Origin of the sequence: Streptomyces sp. NPDC048277, assembly GCF_040652235.1 — a bacterium.
In the GTDB taxonomy this organism is placed as follows: domain Bacteria; phylum Actinomycetota; class Actinomycetes; order Streptomycetales; family Streptomycetaceae; genus Streptomyces.
Map to the genome: position 1 here is coordinate 1 of NZ_JBEZLQ010000050.1, position 17,530 is coordinate 17,530.

The following is a 17,530-nucleotide window of genomic DNA, read 5'->3' on the forward strand; positions in this document are numbered from 1 at the left end:
GGCGTCGTCAAACGACTGCCCCACGGCGAGTTCGTCGAGATGCACGAGCCGCTCAGCCAGGAGGAACTCCACCTCCTGACCCAGCACGAGCAGTATCGGCCGATCGGCTCCATCCCCGGCGTCGACGGCACCACGGACGCACCGGACGTGAGCGCCCCGGACGCGGGCGCCCACCTCACCCGGCGCCTGCGCGTCCGGCTCAGCCGTGGCTTCTACGGCGAGGACACACAGATCGCCAAGCCGACCACGCAGGAATACCGGGAAATAGCCGGCGAACACACGCACTGACGCCGTCCCAGGACGTCGGCTGCGCGGCCGTGAAGAGCTTGCGGGGGTCGTTCTGGGCGGCCCCACGGCGGCACACGCGCTCGGCTACCGCTCCAGCGAAGCCACGTAAGGAGCCAGCTTGGCGGGGTTCATCACCCACATGATGCGTTCGATACCGCGCGCCGACACATCGAGGGACAGCAGCGCCACCGCGTTTCCGTCGGCCGAGACCAGCACGGCCGGCCTGCCGTTGGCCTCGACCCAGCGCACCTCCGCCTGGGGCCAGAACCGCGGCGCGAAGGCGGCCAGGTACCGGGACACGTGCGGCAGCCCGAAGACCGGGATCTTGGACGCGCCGCGCACTCCGCCGCCGTCGGCGTAGCTGACCACGTCCTCGGTGAGGATCTCTTCGAGCACCGACAGATCACCGTTCTGCGCCGCGGCCAGGAACACCTCGAGGAAGCGCCGGTGCTCGGCGGAGCCGACCGGCTCCCTGCGCTCCGCCGTCAGCCGCTTACGGGCCCGGCTCACCAGCTGACGTGCGTTGGCCTCGCTCGTCTCGACGATGTCCGCGATCCGCCGGTAGGTGTACTCGAACGCCTCCCGCAGGACGTAGGCGGCCCGTTCCACGGGGTTCAGCTTCTCCAGGAGGAAGAGCACCGCGAGGTCGACCGCCTCGGCCCGTTCCGCGCCCAGCTGCGGATCCAGGCTCGTGTTGACGGGCTCGGGAAGCCAGGGGCCGACGTACGACTCCCGGCGCGCCCGGGCGGACTGGGTGAAGTTGATCGCCAGCCGGGTCGTGACCGTGGCCAGGAACGCGGCCGGCTCCTGGATGCCGGCCCGGTCGGTCCCCTGCCACCGCACCCACGCCTCCTGGACGATGTCCTCGGCTTCCGTGGCGCTGCCGATCACGCGGTAGGCGATGCCGAAGAGCTGGGGACGCGCCGCGACGAAGTCCTTGGTCGCCTGGTCGAGGGAGTCCGCGTTGTCACCGGCGCGCATCGATGTCCTCCAGAGTTGGATCATCATGCTACAAGCCGGCACCGCGCCGACCTGTACGCGGCCACGCCGACCGCCGGCCCCGGCCCGGCTGAGCCGCCGTCACCCGCTCCCCCGAAGCGGACACGCACTCCGCGGTGCCGCAGATCCCCCGCGCACCCGGTCGACAGGGGGAAACTCTCAAGGCGCCTGGGCGGTGAACACGCACCGTGACCAGGGGCGTGACCGTCCCGCGGCCCGACGAACCCATGGAGGAGCATCACCGTGTCGAACAAGAACGCAGCCCCCGGCCCCGGCGAGCAACCCCGTTCGGAGGGGTGGAAGACGGCGGTGACGATGCTGCAGGACGCCTCGCCGATCACCGTCCCCGAGGGAGCCTCGGCGATGACCCTGTACGTCGAGTGGGAGCCTGGGGACCCGGGAACCCCGCCGCACCGGCACTCGGGTCCCGCGTTCGGGTACGTCATCGAGGGCGCGGTCCGCTTCGAACTGGAGGGTGAGCCGGAGCGGGTGGTCGAGGCCGGCGGGACGTTCTGGGAGCCCGGCGGTGACGTCATCCACTACCAGGACGGCAACGCGCTGCCGGACGCGCGCACCCGGTTCGTCGTGACCATGATGTGCGCACCGGGCAGGCCCATGCTCGAACTGGTCGAGGAGGAGGAACTGGCCGAGCGGGCCCACCTGCGCGCCCCGCGCCCCACCGGCTGACGCGGTCCCGTACACCGTCCGGACCGTCCTGGATGGTCAAGCACGGGGCGGCTGTTGGCAAAGGCACGGGCACGTGTCGGTCTTGCCGGGCCCTTGCCTGATCTGTGGTGGTCATGTGGCCATGTGGTGTTCATGTGGCAGCAGTTGGGCTGGGTCAGGGTGCGGTCGTTGTCAGCTCAGCTGCTCGTCGGGAGGGCGTCATGACCACACAATCAGAGTCGACAGAGGACAGATCCGCGGGGGCGTCGGAGGGGCTCAGCCGTCGTCACGCGCTGGGCCTGCTGGGGACCGCGGGAGCGGGCGCCGCCGCCACCGGGTTGATCGGTGCGGGTACGGCACAGGCCGCGCCGCTCGGCGCCCCGGCCTTCCACCTCACCGCGGACTCCTCCGGCGCACCCCCCGTCCAGGGCCTGCACCTGACCTTCGGGGCGGACCCGCGCACCCAGATGACGGTCTCGTGGATCACCGACCAGCCGGTGACCAAGCCCGTTGTGCACTACGGCACCCTGGAGCACGGCTTCGGCTCCAGCGCCGCCGCCCAGACCGTCACGTATGTCGACGGCACCTCGAACCGCACCGTCTACGTCCACCACGCCCTGCTGAACCGGCTCGCCCCGGACACGGACTACCTCTACCTCGCCACTCACGAGGGCGCGACCCCCGACAGCGGCACGTTCCGCACGGCCCCGCGCGGCCGCAGGCCGATCACCTTCACCAGCTTCGGCGACCAGTCCGCCCCGCAGGTGACCTGGGCGGCCGACGGCACGGTCGCCCTGGACGCCAACTCCACCCCCGCGACGAAGGACATCGTCACGGGCATCGAGCAGGTCGCCCCGCTCTTCCACCTCCTCAACGGCGACCTCTGCTACGCCAACCTGGATGTCGACCGGGTGCGGACCTGGAACAACTTCTTCACCAACAACACCCGTTCGGCGCGCTTCCGCCCCTGGATGCCGGCGGCCGGCAACCACGAGATCGAGAAGGCCAACGGCCCGATCGGCCTCGGTGCCTACCAGGCGTACTTCTCCCTCCCGTCCACCGAGACGGACGCCGAACTCGCGGGCCTGTGGTACGCGTTCACGGCCGGGTCGGTGCGGGTGATCGTCCTGCAGAACGACGACAACTGCCTGCAGGACGGCGGCGACGTCTACATCAGCGGCTACTCCGGCGGACGCCAGCTGGCGTTCCTGGAGCGGGAACTGAAGGCGGCGCGCTCCTCGCGCGACATCGACTGGGTGGTCGTGGCCATGCACCAGGTCATGATCAGCTCCTCGGACGCCAACGGCGCGGACCTGGGCCTGCGCGAGAAGTACGGCCCGCTGTTCGACCGCTACGGCGTGGACCTGGTCCTGTGCGGCCACGAGCACAACTACGAGCGTTCGCTGTCCGTGCGGGGTGTCGTGACGGGCAGCGAGACGCTGACGCCCAACCCGGTCTCGCAGGCCACCGACGACATCGACGCCGGCCTCGGCACCGTGCACATGATCCTCGGCGGCGGAGGCGTCTCGGGAACCACGAACCAGAAGTTCTTCACCGACGGCACGGCCAAGGTGATCACCGCCGTGTCGGCGACCGCCGGCTCGAACGGCAAGCGCACCTCCACCTACGTGAAGGAAGAAGCGGTCTGGGTGGGCGTCCGGGACGTCGAACACCCCTACGGCTTCGCCGCGTTCACCGTCGACCCCGGCCGGTACGCCGGTGACACCACGCGGATGCACGTCACGTACTACAACGTGAACAAGCCGCACGGCGAACTGTCGGTCTTCGAGAACTTCACCCTGCACCGCAAGCGCTCCGACGGCCACGCCGGCTGACGGCTGTCACTCGACAGAGGTCGCGGGCCGGGCGGCTGCCGCCCGGCCCCTGGCCGAAAGTGGACGAAGTTCCGCCAGGCCGGACGGAGTTGCACCGATCCCTGTACTGGAAGCACTCGGCTTGGCAACTATATGCTCCCCAATGGGGCGGTTGCCGAACAGAGTCGCACACCGCCGTACGAACCGTGTCGCTGTTCCGCCACTCCTGGAAGGAAGTGCCGTGGCACCGGTGCTGGTCGGACTCGAAGGTCTGCTGGCGGGGGAGCGCATCCCGGTCCTGGACACCCGCGTCACCTTCGGACGCAACTCGGAGAACACGGTCGTCATCTCGAGCCTGAGCGTCTCCCGCTTCCACGCGGAGATCGTCTTCGACGAGGACGAGGGTTACGTACTGCATGACTTGGACAGCAGCAACGGCACCCTGGTCAACGGCGAGGGGGTGACCTCCCGCCTGCTGCAGCCCGGTGACGAGATCGCCCTGGGCGACCAGGGGTTCCGCTTCGAGGTGGCGGACGCCATGGAGACGCTGATGGCGCTCTCGCTGCCCCGGTCCGTGACGCACGGCCCGGAGGAGCAGGGTCCCGTCCTGCGGGTCACCGTGGCCGGCGGAGGCCCGGTCGGCCTGTCCTTCGCCCTGCTGCTGGAGCATTTCCTCGGACCCCAGGTGCAGATCGCCGTCTACGACGGCCGGTGGCGCAAGCGGGGCCGTGCCGTCGTCTGGAAGAGCCAGGACGAGGGCAACGTCCGGCGCCAGCAGGTGGTGACCGTACAGAGCCGCCAGTACCTGGCGTGGCCGGAGGAGGTACGGACGCGCCTCTTCGACCCGGAGCACTACACGGAGATGTGGCCCTCGGGCCCGGACTCGGTCGGCGACCACAGCCCGCGCAACATGCGCATCGCCTACATCGAGGACCGGCTGCTGGAGCTGGCGAACGAGAAACGGGACCGCATACGTCTCATACCCACCCGCTTCGACCCGGCGGAACAGCAGGAAGCACTCACGACCCAGCACGTCCTCGCGATCTGCGACGGCGGCCGGTCACACACCAGGGACCACTTCTCCGCCAGGTTCGGCAAGGCCGACGAGTCCATCTACTCCCTCGACGACCGCCACCTGCAGGACGTCGTGCTCGGCCTGCGCGTGAGGTCGGGCCTGCCCGACCCCATGGCGGTGCTGCTGACGGTCGCGCAGAACCGCTTCCTGCTCAACTCGCTGCGCGGCGAGGGCTTCCTGAACATGCGGCTGACGGATGCCGAGGCGGCGGAGGTCATCGGACTCGATCCGGTCCGCCGCGTCTTCGAGGAGTGCATCGCCTCCCGCCCGTGCCTGATGGACCGCGACGAGTACGGCGACTTCCAGTGCTCCACCCACGGCACGCTGTTCCTGCCCGCTCTGGTCAAGGGTTCGGCGCTGTGGCGGCGGGTCCGTGAGGGCCTCCTGCTCTTCGGAGTCGAGTCCGACGACCTGACCGCGGTCACGAGCTTCCGCCTGGACATGGTGCAACGCCCGCGCTTCTCGGCCGAGTTGCTGCCTCCCACCGCCAACTCGCCCGGCACCTACGGCTTCCTCCTCGGCGATGCCGCCAACGCGATCCACTTCTGGCCGGGCCGCGGCCTGAACAGCGGTCTCGCCTCGGCGATCTCCCTGGCCCGCTCCCTCAACGGGGCGTGGAACGGCAGGTCGTTCAGGGACGCGGACTTCCTCCGCCACGAGGCGGCGATGTCGATGCTGCAGTACCGGCACAAGAGCCGGGCCTGGAAGGCGATGGTCACCACCGACGACCGGGGTGTCACATGGGCGATCAAGGACATCATCGGCCACGGCATCGACGGGATCCCCGAGGAGCCCGACCGTGAGGCGGACACCAAGACCCTGCTGGAGCGCATGCAGGCCATCCGCTCACGCCTCGCCCTCCGCCTGCCGGGAATGCCGGACGACGAGGCGATCCTGGAACGCCTGCGCACCCTGCAGCCCGCCACACTGCGCATGCTCGTCCTCAGCGGCGCGTGGGACACGCTGACGATGGGCGGCGAGGAGGTCGACATCGACATCTTCTACGGCCAGGACTCGTCCGCGGCGGCCGCGGCCGTGGAGGCACTGGAACCGGCCGCCCAGGCGTAGGGCCTGTCCGGTACACCAGGAAGCGGGCTGCCTCCCGCGGGCGCCCCTGGCATGCTGCACTCATGCCGACCTCGCCCATACGCCCGGACGCGCCCGTCGATGTCCCCCTCCCGCCGGTCGACGGCCTGCGCCTGCAGGCGCGCGGGATGAGCCGGGACGTTCGCGGGGCCGGGCGGGTGCTGAACCGTATATCACTGGACATCGCTCCCGGGCAGCTCACCGCGATAGCCGGGAGCAGCGGCGCGGGCAAGACGGTGCTGCTGGAGATCCTGGCGGGACTCAGCGCACCCACCGAGGGCGAGGTGCTGCACGACGGGCAGCGGCCGGGGCCGCCCGGCAGGGAGTTCGGGTTCGTTCCGCAGGAGGACATCATCCACCGCGAACTGCCGCTGCACCGGACGCTGGTGTACGCGGCGGGCCTGCGCATGCCGCCGGGCACACCGGCCCGGACCGTCACCGGGACCGTCGACCGGGTCCTGGACACCCTCGGACTCTCCGAGCGCGCCGGGACGCCCGTGCGCGCGCTCAGCGGGGGTGAACGCAAGCGGGCCGGCATCGCGGTGGAACTGCTGACCCGGCCGAGGGTGCTCTTCCTCGACGAGCCCACCTCCGGGCTCGACCCGGTCACGGGGGCGGACCTGCTGCGGACCCTGCGCGCCCTGGCCGAGGACGGCACCACCGTCGTACTGACGACCCATGTCCCCGCCGATCTGCTCCGCTGCGACCAGGTCGTGTTCCTCGCTCCCGGTGGCGAGGTCGCCTACGCCGGTGAACCCGCCGATCTGTGCGGGGCCTTCGGGGTCGGCAGCCTCGAAGACGTGTACGCGGCCGTGGCCGACGGCGTACGCGTCGTCGAGGCTGCCGTGCCTCCCGGAGACGCCCGTCAACCCGATGCGTCACGAGCCCGCCCGGCGGCGCGCGTCGGCGCCCTGCGCCAGTGGGCGCTGCTGACGCGTCGCGGTACGGCGCTGCTGCTGCACAGCCGGCTCTCGGTCGCCGTCCTGGCGGGGTCACCGGTCATGATCGTGGCGATGTTCGCGCTGCTGTTCCGTGCGGGTGCCTTCGATCCCGTGGCGCCGGATCCGGGGTCGACGGCGATGATCATGTTCTGGATCGCGTTCGGCGCGTTCTTCTTCGGGCTGACGTACGGGCTGCTGCAGATCTGCACCGAGCTCCCCGTGCTGCGCCGCGAATGGCTCGCGGGGCTGCGGATCGGCCCGTACGTCCTGTCCAAGCTCACGACGATGCTGCCGGTGCTCGCGGTCGCCGACGCGCTGCTGTTGGCCGTCCTGCGCGCCATGGACCGGCTGCCCGCGGCGGGTTGGGACACCTACGGGTCACTGCTCGCGTCGAGTGTGCTGGCCTCGACCGCCGCCCTCGCACTCGGGCTCCTCGCGTCGGCGGCGGTCTCGGAGCCCGGACAGGCGACGCTGATGCTTCCGCTGCTCTGTTTTCCCCAGGTGCTGTTCTCGGGAGCCTTCGTGCCGGTGCCCCGGATGACGGTGGCCGGGAAGGCGATCAGCTGGGCCATGACCAACCGCTGGGCGTTCGAGGCGCTGGGCAGCGGGGTGGGCCTGGCGCCGCTGTGGCGGGCGGGCGGCTCGCCCCTCGGGCCGCCCCTGCTGGCGTCGTACGGGGATTCCTTCGGGCATCCGGCGAGTCGCGGCTGGCTGATCCTGGCGGCCTTCGCGCTGGCCTTCCTGACCGGGACATGGACGATTCTGCTGCGCAAGTGCCGGCAGGGAGCGGCCGGGAGCCTGGCGGGACGGTGAACCCCAGTCCACAGAGCGCTCCTTGGGTAGTTGCTGAAGTCCGCCGGCTCAACAACCCGCCCGCGGGGCCAGCCCTGCCACGTCCGGCACCTGGTCCCGGTACGTCCGCGTCACGAACGACAGGAACGTCTCGATGTCCTTGGGCAGTGACGACACGCCCAGGGAGATGCGGACAGCGCCCGCCGAGGGCAGCCGGAGCAGCTCCAGGTAGTCCTCCATCGAGCCCAGTCGACCGCGGGCCGCCGAGCGCAGCCGGTCCAGCGGCAGGCCGAAGGCCACTTCGCCGGCGCCCGGGTTGCAGAAGCACCCGGTGCGCAGGGATATGCCGCGTTCGGCACTGTCGCGGGTGACGACACGTTCGTCGACGATCCGGCCGTCGGCGCCGAGGAGGTTCAACGCGACCGTACCGCCGCGGGGCGCGGCGGCACGGTCGGGGCCGTACACCCGGACCATCGGGGAGCCGTCGCTGTGCCGCAACGTCCCTAATCCGGCCAGCAGTTGGCCGGTCAGTGCGGTGACATGGGCGTGTACGCGGTCCATCCCGAGACGCCGGATCCAGGCCAGCCCGGCGGTCACGTCCGGGATGGACAGGAAGTTGACCGTGCCGTCCTCGAAGGCGGCCTCGTCCTCGGCGAGGACGTGCCACTGGGCCTGGGCGCTCACCGCGTAGATCGTGCCGCCCGAGAACCAGGGGCGGCGCAGCCTGGCGAGGGCCGACCGGCGGGCGATCAGGCTGCCGACGCCGGTGGGATGCCCGAAGACCTTGTACCAGCTGACCACGGTGAAGTCCGGGTGGTACCGGCTCAGATCCAAGGCGTTGGTCGGTACGAAGGCTGCCGCGTCGAGCAGCACGTCGTAGCCCTGCTCGTGGGCGGCCCCGATCCATTCGAGCGAGTGCTGGACACCCGTGAAATTGCTCTGCGCCGGATAGGCCAGCAGCCCGCGCGAGCGGCCGCCGCCGCGCCCCCGCCCTCGCGCGGGGCCGAATCCCAGGCCGCGTGCCGACAGGGCGACCCGCAGCCGGCTCTCGTCCAACTGCAGGCCGGGCCCGCTCACCGGTACATACGCGGTCGCGGCGCCCCGCGCCCGCGCGTACTCCCTCAGGCCGTTGACCGAGTTGTGGTTGTCCAGCGACATCACGAGCCGGTCGCCACGGCTGAAGGGATATGCCTCGCCGACCAGGCGCAGCGCGCCCGTCGCGTTGGGGGTGAAGACGACCGCGTAGTCGGCGGGATCGGCGTTGAAGAACCGCAGGACCGCCTCCCTCGCCTCGGCGAGCAGAAGCCCGGAGGCGAGGGAGGCCGGGTTCTCCGAGTGGGGATTGCCGAACAGCCCGCCGGTGATCCGCTCCGCGCTCCCCGTGACGAGCGAGCGCGGAGGAAGTCCGGCGCCCGTGTGGTCGAGGTAGGTGTGTCCGCCCTCGTCGAGGAAGCCGAACTCACGCGCCCGCAGCTCCGCGAACCCGTCGGGACCGTCCTCTTCTTCGCCGCGTATGTGCCCGCTGCTGTCTGCCGTTTCCATCAGAGCCCCTCCGTAGAGAACTTCGACAACCGTAGCCACGTGCGGGTTCACCGCCGGGGCACGCTCGCCGACACTGCGCGAAAGGGCTCGGTCTGCCGGGTGTCCGGCTCAGGGGGTGGTGAGGTCGATGGCGTGGTGGAGGCTGTCGGGCCGGAGGATGCGGAGGATGGCTTCGAGGAGGTAGTAGTCGGCGTAGGGGAGGGAGACTTCGATGCCGTCTTCGGCGGGGCGGTTGCGGGTGCAGCGGGCGACGACGGCGTCCGCGCGGGCGGACCTGTCGGTGAGGCAGGTCTGGGTGAGTGCGGTCAGGATGCGCAGTGCGGTGGTGCGGTAGGGGCGGTGGCCGGTTGCGGCGGCGAGGTCGATGAGGCCGCAGGCCATGACGGCCGCGGCGGATGCGTCCTTGATGTCGTGGGGTTGCTGCGGTGCGCGGTAGTCCCAGACGGGGATGTGGTCGGGAGTGAGGGTGCCGATCGCGTAGTCGGCGAGCCGGGAGGCGGTGGCCAGGAACCCGGAGTCGGCGGTGCGGCGGTAGAGGGTGGTGAATCCGTAGATGCCCCAGGCCTGTCCGCGGGACCAGCAGGAGGTGGCGCTGTAGCCCTGGACGGTGCCGGGTCCGATGGGGACGCCGGTCGACGGGTCGACGTCGTAGACGTGCGGGGTGGAGCCGTCGGCACGGGGGAAGAGGTGCTGGGTGGTCCTGGCGTGTTCGACGGCGATGTCGAGGTAGGTGGTGTCGCCGGTCTGCTCGGTGGCGAAGAGGAGCAGATCGAGGTTCATCATCGTGTCGATGATGATGCGCCCGGCGTTGGTCGGGCTGTCCAGTGCGCCCCAGGCGCGGATGTAGCGGCCGTGGGGGTTGTAGCGGCGACTGAGGGTGCGGGCGGCCTGGACGGCGCCGTCGCGCCAGGTTGTGTCACCGGTCAGCCGCCATGCGGTGATCCAGGACGGGGTGAACAGGAAGCCCAGGTCGTGGGTGCTGGTGTCGTACTGGCGGGGGGCGAGTCCGCTGGCCGAGTCGAGGGCGAGGTCGCGGAAGAAGTCGTCCTTGGTGTGGAGCCAGCACATCCACAGCGTGCCGGGCCAGAATCCGCCGACCCAGCCGCCGTCCTGGGAGTAGACCCATTTCTCGAACTTGGTGGCGAGGGGGAACCCGTCCACGCCGGGTGCGACGGCGCGGACCTTGTCCGCGGCGTAGTCGGCCGCGGCGGTGAGGGCGTGCAGGGTGACGGCCGGCACCTGGCCGGTCCCTGTCTGGGCGTGCGCGGACGGAGGCGCGGAGGCGCAGGCGGCTGCGGCGCCGCCCACGGTGGCCAGCACGGCCCGCCGGGAGATGGACATGACTGCCTGCCTCTCCAACTGGACTGTGGTGCACGGGGGTTGGAGGAGTCTTGCATGCCACCCGACGGAATGTACATGCACGTGTTCAATATTCATGTATCTGAACCCGCGGGAGGGTGAGCCTGGATGTGTCGCCTCGTCAGGCGAATGAGAAGTGCGCCGCGGCCTCCGTGGGCGTGGCTCCTTGAAGGCGCCCGGGGACGTCGTGGACGGCGTCCGCGCCCTCGGCGCGCAGTTGGTCGGCCCCGGCGTGACGGGCCATGACCGCGGCGTAGGCGCGGACGTCCGCGGCGGTGACGTCGGTGCGGCCGCGCTCCGCGTGCTGTCGGAGAAGAGTGCCGAGGTCCGGGGTGAATCGCAGCATGGTCACCGGGGCGTGGAAGCGCCTGGCGATGGCGATGAGCCGGGTGCGTGCCTGTGGGGTGACGTTCGTGGACTCGGCGACCGCTGTGTGTCCTGCGGCGAGCCGGGCGGCGATCCTGCGGTCGCGTTCCTCGAAGATTCGCGCGTCCGCCGCGTCGGGGGCCACGTCGCCGGGTGAGGTACCGAGGAGTTCCGCGCGGATCTCGTCGCTGGAGACCACGGCGCCCTCGTCGATCCGGCCATGCGCGATCAGTGCCCGTACGAAGCTGGTCTTGCCGGAGGCCGGTGGGCCCACGAGGAGCACGAGTCCCGTCGGCACGCGCGTCGGCCCGGGGCCGCCCGGCGGGTGAGGTGCGAGGTACAGGCCGCCCGCGCAGTCCAGGGCCTCTTCCGCCGAGCCGGCCGGCAGACCGCTGGAGAGGATGTCGTCCCGGTAGCCGTCGCTGCCCGCGTCGTAGCGGGCGAAGCCCCAGGTGTGCAGGACGCCGGTGAAGCGCAGGCGGCACAGCGGCAGCCGCTCGCCGTCCCTCAACTCGCCGTCCACATAGGCGAATCCGGCTCGGAATCGGACGTGGACCCGGGTGAGTTGCGGCCAGTGCTCGGTCGCGTGGGCGTTGAGTTGCCGGCGCAGGTGGTACTGCATGGACTCGGGCGGGTTCTTCGGCACGGCCCCATCCTGCAGCCCCCGACCGGCCCTCCACGATCCGATCACGGGCCGATCTTGATAACCTCTCAGAGCCAGTCGTGCCACATCCGTGGTCAGGGAATCCGGTGCGAATCCGGAGCTGACGCGCAGCGGTGAGGGGGACGGGCGGGGTACGCATGCCACTGGGAGACCGGGAAGGCGCCCCGGCCGGACGAACCCGAGTCCGAAGACCTGCTGGCACCTTCGCGCCCCGGCGCGGAGGGACGACCGTAGGCCAGGCTCCGCGTACGAGCCCCGACCCCAAAGGCATGCCCGTGCTCCGCACCCCCGCCGTTCTGCGCACCCCGGCGCTTCTCCTCACCTCCGCCCTGCTGCTCACCGCCTGCGGCTCCTCCGGCGGCGACAACGACGCGAAGACAGGGCGGACCGCTGCCGCCGGATACCCGGTCACCCTCGACAACTGCGGTGACAAGGTCACCCTGAAGTCGGCCCCGAAGCGGGCCGTCTCCCTCAACCAGGGCACCACCGAGATCCTGCTCTCCCTCGGCCTGGCCGACCGCATGGCCGGTACGGCCACCTGGACCGACCCGGTGATGAAGGGCCTGGAGAAGGCCAACGCGTCCGTGCCGCGCCTCGCCGACAACAACCCCTCCTTCGAGAAGGTCCTGGACGCCGAACCCGACTTCGTCACCGCCTCGTTCGTCTCCACCCTCGGCACGGGCGGGGTCGCCACCCGCGAGCAGTTCGAGAAGCTGGGCGTGCCCACGTACGTCTCGCCGTCCGACTGCTCCGAGGGCAAGGACAACGACAGCGGCGGCGACGGATCGCGCTCCACACCCCTCACCCTCGACGCCGTGTACGGCGAGATACGCGATCTGGCCCGCGCCTTCGACGTCGAGAAGCGGGGCGAGACGCTCGTGGCTTCACTGGAGAAGCGGGTGAGCACGGCCACCGCCGGACTGCACGCCTCGGACGTGTCCCTCATGTACTGGTTCGCCAACTCCCAGTCGCCCTACCTGGCCGGTTGCTGCGGCGCGCCCGGCGCCATCACCCGTGCCGTCGGCGCGAAGAACGCGTTCGCCGACACCCACGACGAGTGGCCCCAGATCAGCTGGGAGACCGTCGCCGACCGCGACCCCGATGTCATCGTCATCGGCGACCTGACCCGCAAGCAGCAGACCGCGGAGACCGCGAAGGCGAAGATCCACTACCTGGAGACCAACCCCGCCACCCGCAATCTGACCGCAGTGAAGAAGAAGCGGTACGTCCTGCTGAGCGGGCAGGCCATGAACCCGTCCATCCGCACGGTCGAAGGGATCGAGAAGGTCGCAGCCGGTCTGCGTGACTTCGGGCTCGCCAAGTGAGCGTCCGTGCCCTGCTGTCGGCGGGCGGGGGCCTGCTCGCGCTGCTCGTGTCGATCGCCGTGGCGGTGACGATCGGCCCCGCCGACATCTCCACCGGTGACGTCTGGGCGTCCGTCGCGGCCCATCTCGGGCTCGGCGAGAGCACGTTGGCGCCGCTGCGGGACGGCATCGTGTGGAACCTGCGGATGCCGCGCACCCTGCTCGCCGCCGTGTGCGGGGCCGGACTCGCCGTGTGCGGCGCGGTCATGCAGTCGCTGCTGCGCAATCCGCTCGCCGACCCGTTCGTGCTCGGGGTCTCCTCCGGCGCGTCCACGGGAGCGGTCGCCGTCGTCGTACTCGGCGTGGGCGGAGGCGTCGTGTCGCTGTCGGCGGGCGCCTTCCTCGGCGCGCTGCTCTCCTTCGCCCTGGTGCTGCTGCTCAGCCACACCCTCGGCGGCAGCACCGACCGGGTGGTGCTGTCCGGCGTGGCCGCCATGCAGCTGTTCTCCGCGCTGACCTCCTTCATCGTGCTGACCTCCGCCGACGCCGAGACCACCCGGGGCGTCCTGTTCTGGCTGCTCGGCTCGCTGACCGGCGCGGACTGGGGGCAGGTGCTGCTGTGCGCCGTCGTGCTCGCCGTGGTCCTCACGGTGTGCCTCGGGTACGCCCGTACTCTGGACGCCTTCGCCTTCGGCGACGAGGCCGCCGCCGGACTCGGTGTCCATGTCGCCCGTACCCGCCTGGTCCTGCTCTCGGCGACCGCGCTGCTCACCGCCGCGCTGGTCAGCTGCGCGGGCGCGATCGGCTTCGTCGGTCTGGTCCTCCCGCACGTCACCCGCGCCCTGACCGGCGCCGGCCACGCTCGCCTCCTGCCGGTCACGGCCCTGACCGGGGCGGTCTTCCTGGTGTGGGTGGACACCCTGGCCCGAACCGTCCTCGACCCCCAGGAGGTCCCGGTGGGCGTGGTGACGTCCCTGATCGGCGTGCCGGCGTTCGTGGCCGTGCTCTACCGCGGACGGAGCAGGGCATGACCAGCCTCCACGCGGACGGTGTCGTACGGCGCTTGGGAGACAAGGTCGTCGTCGACTGCGTCACCCTCACCCTGCGCCCCGGCGACACCGTCGGCATCCTCGGCCCCAACGGCTCTGGAAAATCGACCCTGTTGAGGCTGCTGGCCGGGGTCCTCGCCCCCACCGCCGGAGTCGTCACCCTGGACGGCCGCCCGCTCACCGAGGTCGGCCGCCGTGCCACCGCCCGCCGTATCGCCACCGTGGCCCAGCACACCGACACCCAGACCGAACTGACCGTCCGAGACGTCGTCGCCCTCGGCCGCGTCCCGCACCGCCGCGCCTGGACACCCCCGACGACGGCCGACGCGGCAGCCGTCACCGAGGCCCTGCGGCGCACCGGACTGACCGACCGGGCCGGCCAGTCCTGGCACACCCTCTCCGGCGGCGAACGCCAGCGCACCCAGATCGCCCGCGCCCTCGCCCAGCAACCCCGCGAACTCCTCCTCGACGAACCCACCAACCACCTCGACATCCAGCACCAGCTCGACCTCCTGGAACTGATCGCCGGCCTGCCGGTCACCACCGTCATCGCCCTGCACGACCTCAACCTCGCCGCGATGTACTGCGACCGCCTGCTCGTCCTGCGCGAGGGCCGAGTCGTCGCGGAAGACACCCCGGCCGAGGTCCTGACACCCGCCCTCATCGAGCGGGTCTACGGCGTGCGGGCCGAGGTCACCCACGACCACGGCCACCCCGTGATCCGTTTCCTGCGCCCGGCCGCCCGGGACGGATCTCCCCCGAACCCCAAGAGGAGCGCGCCGAGCGATGCCCCGACGGCAACCTGAAGAACGACGTACCGAGCACACCCCCGCCGCACCGACACCCTGTCGCATCGTCGTCTGCCGGGACTGCTGCTGCGGAACCCGGAAAGTGTCCGGCATCGATCACGACAGGCAGGTCGCGCGTCTGGCCGAGAGCGCCCCCGTACGTGTCTCGGACTGCCTCGACGTGTGCGAACACGCCAACGTGATCGTCGTGCAGCCCTCCGCGGCCGCACGCGCCGCAGGCGCCCGCCCGGTCTGGCTCGGCCTCGTCAACGACCCGGACGCCACCGAGGACATCGCCGCCTGGGTTCAGGCCGGCGGCCCCGGCGTCGCCCCCTGCCCCGACATCCTCGGCCTCTACGTCTTCACACCGCCCCGGCGAACACGATGACCGGGACTTCGTAGTTCTGGCGCGGCGCTCCGAATGATCGGAGCCTGACCTGCCTTCTGCGCGTGTGCGCAGAGTCAGGCACAGGCGTCACGATCACCGCGAGAACATCGGGAACGTCCTGTTCACCAACTGCTCTTGGTCACGCCGGGGAGTTCGCCCGCGTGGGCCATTTCACGTACGCGGATGCGGGACAGGCCGAAGGCGCGCAGATGGCCGCGGGGACGGCCGTCCACGGAGTCGCGGTTGCGCAGGCGGGTGGCGCTGGCGTCGCGGGGCTGTCGGCGCAGTTCACGCTGAGCGGCGGCGCGTTCGTCGTCGGGTGTCCGGGGCGACGAGATGATCGCCTTCAACTCGGCACGGCGCGCTGAGTACCGGGCCACGACGAGGCGCCGCTGCTCATTTTTCGCGATCTTGCTCTGCTTCGCCATCAGACCTTCCCTCCCCGGGCGCGGATGCGGGCCACGGCCGCCTCGATGCCGATCGTGTCGACGGTCTTGACGCCCTTGGCGGAGAGAGTGAGCCGGACATGGCGACCTTCGCTCGGCAGCCAGTAACGCTTGTGCTGGATGTTGGGGTCGAAGCGGCGCTTGGAACGCCGGTGCGAGTGCGAGATCTGATGGCCGAAGCAGGGCCGGCGGCCGGTGAGTTGGCAGTGGGCGGACATGTTTCCTCCTTGCGTGGTGGCCACACGGTAGCCGTAAATGAAAATGAAAATCAATCTCCTGTATGGTGTCGTCCATGGCCCGTAACGAACTGCGCCCGATCATCAGGCTGAGGTCCACCGCCGGCACCGGCTACACCTACGTGACCCGCAAGAACCGCCGTAACAACCCCGACCGGCTGACCCTGCGCAAGTACGACCCGGTCGCCGGCCGGCACGTCGACTTCCGAGAGGAGCGCTGAACGCCATGAAGCCCGGAATCCACCCGGAGTACCGGCCGGTCGTCTTTCGCGACCGCGCCGCCGACTACGCCTTCCTCACCCGGTCGACGGCCACCAGCGACAAGACCGTCGAGTGGGAGGACGGCAACACCTACCCGGTCATCGACGTCGAGATCTCCTCGGCGAGCCATCCCTTCTACACCGGCACCCAGCGTGTCCTGGACACGGCGGGGCGGGTCGAGCGCTTCGAGCGGCGCTACGGCCGCGCAGGGAGGAAGCCGTGAGCGGGGGAGAGGCGCGGCTGCCGGTCGCGATCGTCGCCGGGTTGCACGCCGACGCCCGCCGGGCCGCCGTCGAGGAGATCCTGCGTACGGTCCCCGGCTCGGTCGCACTGCACCACGACCTGACAGGCGCCGTCGACAGCGCTGTGCACCGCACCGTACGCGACGGCGGCGGTCTGCTGGGCAGCGGCGACGCACCCCTGGTGAACGACTGCGCGTGCTGCGCCCTGCGCGAGGACCTCGTCCCCGAACTGATGCGGCTCGCACAGGAGGGACGCTATCGGCTGGCCGTCGTGGAACTGTGGGACTCCGTCGAGCCCCAGGCCATGGCCGCGGTCATCGCCGACGCGGGCGGACCGCTGGCGCTGACCGGGGTCGCCACCGCGGTCGACCCGGCACTCGTCCTGCCGTACCTGTGCAACGGCGACGACCTGGCCGACGCCGGCCTCGCCGCCGCTCCCACCGACCAGCGCACCGTCGCCGACACCTTCGCCCGGCAGCTCGAGTACCCCACGGTGCTCGCCCTCGTCGAGGGCGGCTCCGGTGCGGCGGACGGCGAGTGCGCCGACGACAGCGACCGCGAGCTGCTCGCCCAGCTCACGCCCGGCGCACGACCGGTACCCGTGGAGAGTCACGGTGCCCTGGGGGCCGCTCTGCTGGCTGGGTTCGACGTGGCGGCGGCCGCCGCCCGTCTGCATCCCGCGTGCGCGCTGTTGCCGCAGGAGCGCGACGAGCACGGCGTGAGCACCGTCGTCTGGCGGCGCGAGCGGCCCTTCCACCCGCAGCGTCTTTACGCCGCGTTGGAGGATCTGACCTGTGCCGCCGCCCGCAGCCGTGGGCGTTTCTGGCTGGCGGACCGTCCCGACACGCTGCTGTCGTGGGACGCCGCGGGCGGTGCGCTGTGCGTGGAGTCGGCCGGGCCCTGGCTGGCCGCCCTGCCCGACGCCGCCTGGGAGATGGTTCCGGCCGACCGGCGCGTCGCGGCCTCTTTGGACTGGCACCCCGAACACGGTGACCGTTGCCAGTACCTCACCTTCAGCTCGCCCGGCCTGGACCGTGACGGTCTGCCGGCCCTGCTCGACTCGTGCCTGCTCACCGACGACGAGTACGCGGCGGGCAGGGACGGCTGGAAAGAACTGCCCCACGCCTTCGACGAATTGCTCGACCCGGCGGCCTGAACCGCGCCGGACCGAGGGCCCGCCCGTCCGACCGCATTCCACATCCCACATCCCACCGAGAACAGACA

17 protein-coding genes, 1 pseudogene and 1 riboswitch are annotated in these 17,530 nt (G+C 70.9%); of the genes and pseudogenes, 12 read left to right on the top strand and 6 right to left on the bottom strand.

Annotated features, from left to right (window positions below; all coding sequences use genetic code 11):
• Positions 1 to 288: pseudogene (locus AB0D85_RS50200) on the top strand (ubiquinol-cytochrome c reductase cytochrome b subunit); the annotation flags it as partial.
• Between the two features lie 84 nt (positions 289 to 372).
• Here the strand turns inward: AB0D85_RS50200 and AB0D85_RS50205 are convergent.
• Positions 373 to 1,269 (bottom strand): RNA polymerase sigma-70 factor, encoded by an 897-nt coding sequence (locus AB0D85_RS50205; RefSeq protein ID WP_362337691.1) that lies wholly within the window; start codon positions 1,267 to 1,269, stop codon positions 373 to 375.
• 333 nt (positions 1,270 to 1,602) lie between these two features.
• On the opposite strand from AB0D85_RS50205, the gene AB0D85_RS50210 reads away from it, so the two are divergent.
• From AB0D85_RS50210 to AB0D85_RS50225, 4 genes are all read left to right on the top strand, one after another.
• A complete protein-coding gene (locus AB0D85_RS50210) occupies positions 1,603 to 1,974 on the top strand; it encodes a cupin domain-containing protein (protein WP_362337810.1) in 372 nt (123 codons plus the stop codon).
• A 200-nt stretch (positions 1,975 to 2,174) separates the two neighbouring features.
• Positions 2,175 to 3,788: a metallophosphoesterase family protein gene (locus AB0D85_RS50215; RefSeq protein WP_362337694.1), complete on the top strand. Its 1,614-nt coding sequence runs from the start codon at positions 2,175 to 2,177 to the stop codon at positions 3,786 to 3,788.
• Positions 3,789 to 4,008: 220 nt separating this feature from the next.
• The gene (locus AB0D85_RS50220; protein ID WP_362337697.1) at positions 4,009 to 5,910 is read left to right on the top strand and encodes an FHA domain-containing protein; all 1,902 of its coding nucleotides are present in this window, start codon (positions 4,009 to 4,011) and stop codon (positions 5,908 to 5,910) included.
• Positions 5,911 to 5,972: 62 nt separating this feature from the next.
• The gene (locus tag AB0D85_RS50225) at positions 5,973 to 7,682 is read left to right on the top strand and encodes an ATP-binding cassette domain-containing protein (RefSeq protein WP_362337700.1); all 1,710 of its coding nucleotides are present in this window, start codon (positions 5,973 to 5,975) and stop codon (positions 7,680 to 7,682) included.
• Positions 7,683 to 7,730: 48 nt separating this feature from the next.
• Here AB0D85_RS50225 and AB0D85_RS50230 read toward each other — a convergent pair whose 3' ends face one another.
• The 3 genes from AB0D85_RS50230 to AB0D85_RS50240 all read right to left on the bottom strand — a co-directional run bounded on the left by AB0D85_RS50230 (position 7,731) and on the right by AB0D85_RS50240 (position 11,574).
• Positions 7,731 to 9,203 (bottom strand): aminotransferase class V-fold PLP-dependent enzyme, encoded by a 1,473-nt coding sequence (locus AB0D85_RS50230; RefSeq protein WP_362337703.1) that lies wholly within the window; start codon positions 9,201 to 9,203, stop codon positions 7,731 to 7,733.
• Between the two features lie 108 nt (positions 9,204 to 9,311).
• Entirely contained in the window at positions 9,312 to 10,544 is a 1,233-nt protein-coding gene (locus tag AB0D85_RS50235) for a glucuronyl hydrolase (RefSeq protein WP_362337706.1), read from the bottom strand.
• Between the two features lie 139 nt (positions 10,545 to 10,683).
• Positions 10,684 to 11,574 carry an ATP-binding protein gene (locus AB0D85_RS50240; RefSeq protein WP_362337709.1) on the bottom strand — a complete coding sequence of 297 codons (891 nt, stop codon included), beginning with the start codon at positions 11,572 to 11,574 and terminating at the stop codon, positions 10,684 to 10,686.
• A 55-nt stretch (positions 11,575 to 11,629) separates the two neighbouring features.
• Positions 11,630 to 11,807, top strand: a riboswitch (cobalamin riboswitch).
• Positions 11,808 to 11,861: 54 nt separating this feature from the next.
• On the opposite strand from AB0D85_RS50240, the gene AB0D85_RS50245 reads away from it, so the two are divergent.
• Genes AB0D85_RS50245 through AB0D85_RS50260 form a run of 4 tightly spaced genes read left to right on the top strand, consistent with a single transcriptional unit; the run spans position 11,862 to position 15,121 of the window.
• A complete protein-coding gene (locus AB0D85_RS50245) occupies positions 11,862 to 12,917 on the top strand; it encodes an ABC transporter substrate-binding protein (protein ID WP_362337712.1) in 1,056 nt (351 codons plus the stop codon).
• Complete coding sequence (locus AB0D85_RS50250; RefSeq protein ID WP_362337715.1) at positions 12,914 to 13,927, top strand: iron chelate uptake ABC transporter family permease subunit; 1,014 nt, start codon at positions 12,914 to 12,916, stop codon at positions 13,925 to 13,927. The genes AB0D85_RS50245 and AB0D85_RS50250 overlap by 4 nt, the downstream gene beginning before the upstream one ends.
• On the top strand, positions 13,924 to 14,751 hold the full coding sequence (locus AB0D85_RS50255; protein WP_362337718.1) for an ABC transporter ATP-binding protein: 828 nt from the start codon (positions 13,924 to 13,926) through the stop codon (positions 14,749 to 14,751). The genes AB0D85_RS50250 and AB0D85_RS50255 overlap by 4 nt, the downstream gene beginning before the upstream one ends.
• The gene (locus tag AB0D85_RS50260; protein ID WP_362337721.1) at positions 14,732 to 15,121 is read left to right on the top strand and encodes a (2Fe-2S) ferredoxin domain-containing protein; all 390 of its coding nucleotides are present in this window, start codon (positions 14,732 to 14,734) and stop codon (positions 15,119 to 15,121) included. Before AB0D85_RS50255 ends, AB0D85_RS50260 begins: the two co-directional genes overlap by 20 nt.
• A gap of 122 nt (positions 15,122 to 15,243) precedes the next feature.
• Here AB0D85_RS50260 and rpsN read toward each other — a convergent pair whose 3' ends face one another.
• Both rpsN and rpmB read right to left on the bottom strand, forming a co-directional pair.
• Positions 15,244 to 15,549, bottom strand: a complete 306-nt coding sequence (rpsN, locus tag AB0D85_RS50265) for a 30S ribosomal protein S14 (protein ID WP_362337724.1) — start codon at positions 15,547 to 15,549, stop codon at positions 15,244 to 15,246.
• Positions 15,549 to 15,785, bottom strand: coding sequence for a 50S ribosomal protein L28 (gene rpmB / locus AB0D85_RS50270; RefSeq protein ID WP_362337727.1), 237 nt, complete (start codon positions 15,783 to 15,785; stop codon positions 15,549 to 15,551). The genes rpsN and rpmB overlap by 1 nt, the downstream gene beginning before the upstream one ends.
• Before the next feature lie 74 nt (positions 15,786 to 15,859).
• On the opposite strand from rpmB, the gene rpmG reads away from it, so the two are divergent.
• Genes rpmG through AB0D85_RS50285 form a run of 3 tightly spaced genes read left to right on the top strand, consistent with a single transcriptional unit; the run spans position 15,860 to position 17,462 of the window.
• Positions 15,860 to 16,024: a 50S ribosomal protein L33 gene (gene rpmG, locus AB0D85_RS50275; RefSeq protein WP_362337730.1), complete on the top strand. Its 165-nt coding sequence runs from the start codon at positions 15,860 to 15,862 to the stop codon at positions 16,022 to 16,024.
• Positions 16,025 to 16,029: 5 nt separating this feature from the next.
• Entirely contained in the window at positions 16,030 to 16,287 is a 258-nt protein-coding gene (locus AB0D85_RS50280) for a type B 50S ribosomal protein L31 (RefSeq protein WP_362337733.1), read from the top strand.
• Positions 16,284 to 17,462, top strand: a complete 1,179-nt coding sequence (locus AB0D85_RS50285) for a GTP-binding protein (RefSeq protein WP_362337736.1) — start codon at positions 16,284 to 16,286, stop codon at positions 17,460 to 17,462. The genes AB0D85_RS50280 and AB0D85_RS50285 overlap by 4 nt, the downstream gene beginning before the upstream one ends.
• Positions 17,463 to 17,530 lie beyond the last annotated feature (68 nt).

Bases quoted from the DNA above. Each gene is read 5' to 3' on its own strand.
- AB0D85_RS50225 (WP_362337700.1), top strand. From the start codon at position 5,973: ATGCCGACCTCGCCCATACGCCCGGACGCGCCCGTCGATGTCCCCCTC.
- rpsN (WP_362337724.1), bottom strand. From the start codon at position 15,549: ATGGCGAAGCAGAGCAAGATCGCGAAAAATGAGCAGCGGCGCCTCGTC.
- AB0D85_RS50255 (WP_362337718.1), top strand. From the start codon at position 13,924: ATGACCAGCCTCCACGCGGACGGTGTCGTACGGCGCTTGGGAGACAAG.
- AB0D85_RS50215 (WP_362337694.1), top strand. From the start codon at position 2,175: ATGACCACACAATCAGAGTCGACAGAGGACAGATCCGCGGGGGCGTCG.
- AB0D85_RS50210 (WP_362337810.1), top strand. From the start codon at position 1,603: ATGCTGCAGGACGCCTCGCCGATCACCGTCCCCGAGGGAGCCTCGGCG.
- AB0D85_RS50245 (WP_362337712.1), top strand. From the start codon at position 11,862: ATGCCCGTGCTCCGCACCCCCGCCGTTCTGCGCACCCCGGCGCTTCTC.
- AB0D85_RS50205 (WP_362337691.1), bottom strand. From the start codon at position 1,269: ATGCGCGCCGGTGACAACGCGGACTCCCTCGACCAGGCGACCAAGGAC.
- rpmB (WP_362337727.1), bottom strand. From the start codon at position 15,785: ATGTCCGCCCACTGCCAACTCACCGGCCGCCGGCCCTGCTTCGGCCAT.
- AB0D85_RS50235 (WP_362337706.1), bottom strand. From the start codon at position 10,544: ATGTCCATCTCCCGGCGGGCCGTGCTGGCCACCGTGGGCGGCGCCGCA.
- AB0D85_RS50260 (WP_362337721.1), top strand. From the start codon at position 14,732: ATGCCCCGACGGCAACCTGAAGAACGACGTACCGAGCACACCCCCGCC.
- AB0D85_RS50230 (WP_362337703.1), bottom strand. From the start codon at position 9,203: ATGGAAACGGCAGACAGCAGCGGGCACATACGCGGCGAAGAAGAGGAC.
- AB0D85_RS50280 (WP_362337733.1), top strand. From the start codon at position 16,030: ATGAAGCCCGGAATCCACCCGGAGTACCGGCCGGTCGTCTTTCGCGAC.
- rpmG (WP_362337730.1), top strand. From the start codon at position 15,860: ATGGCCCGTAACGAACTGCGCCCGATCATCAGGCTGAGGTCCACCGCC.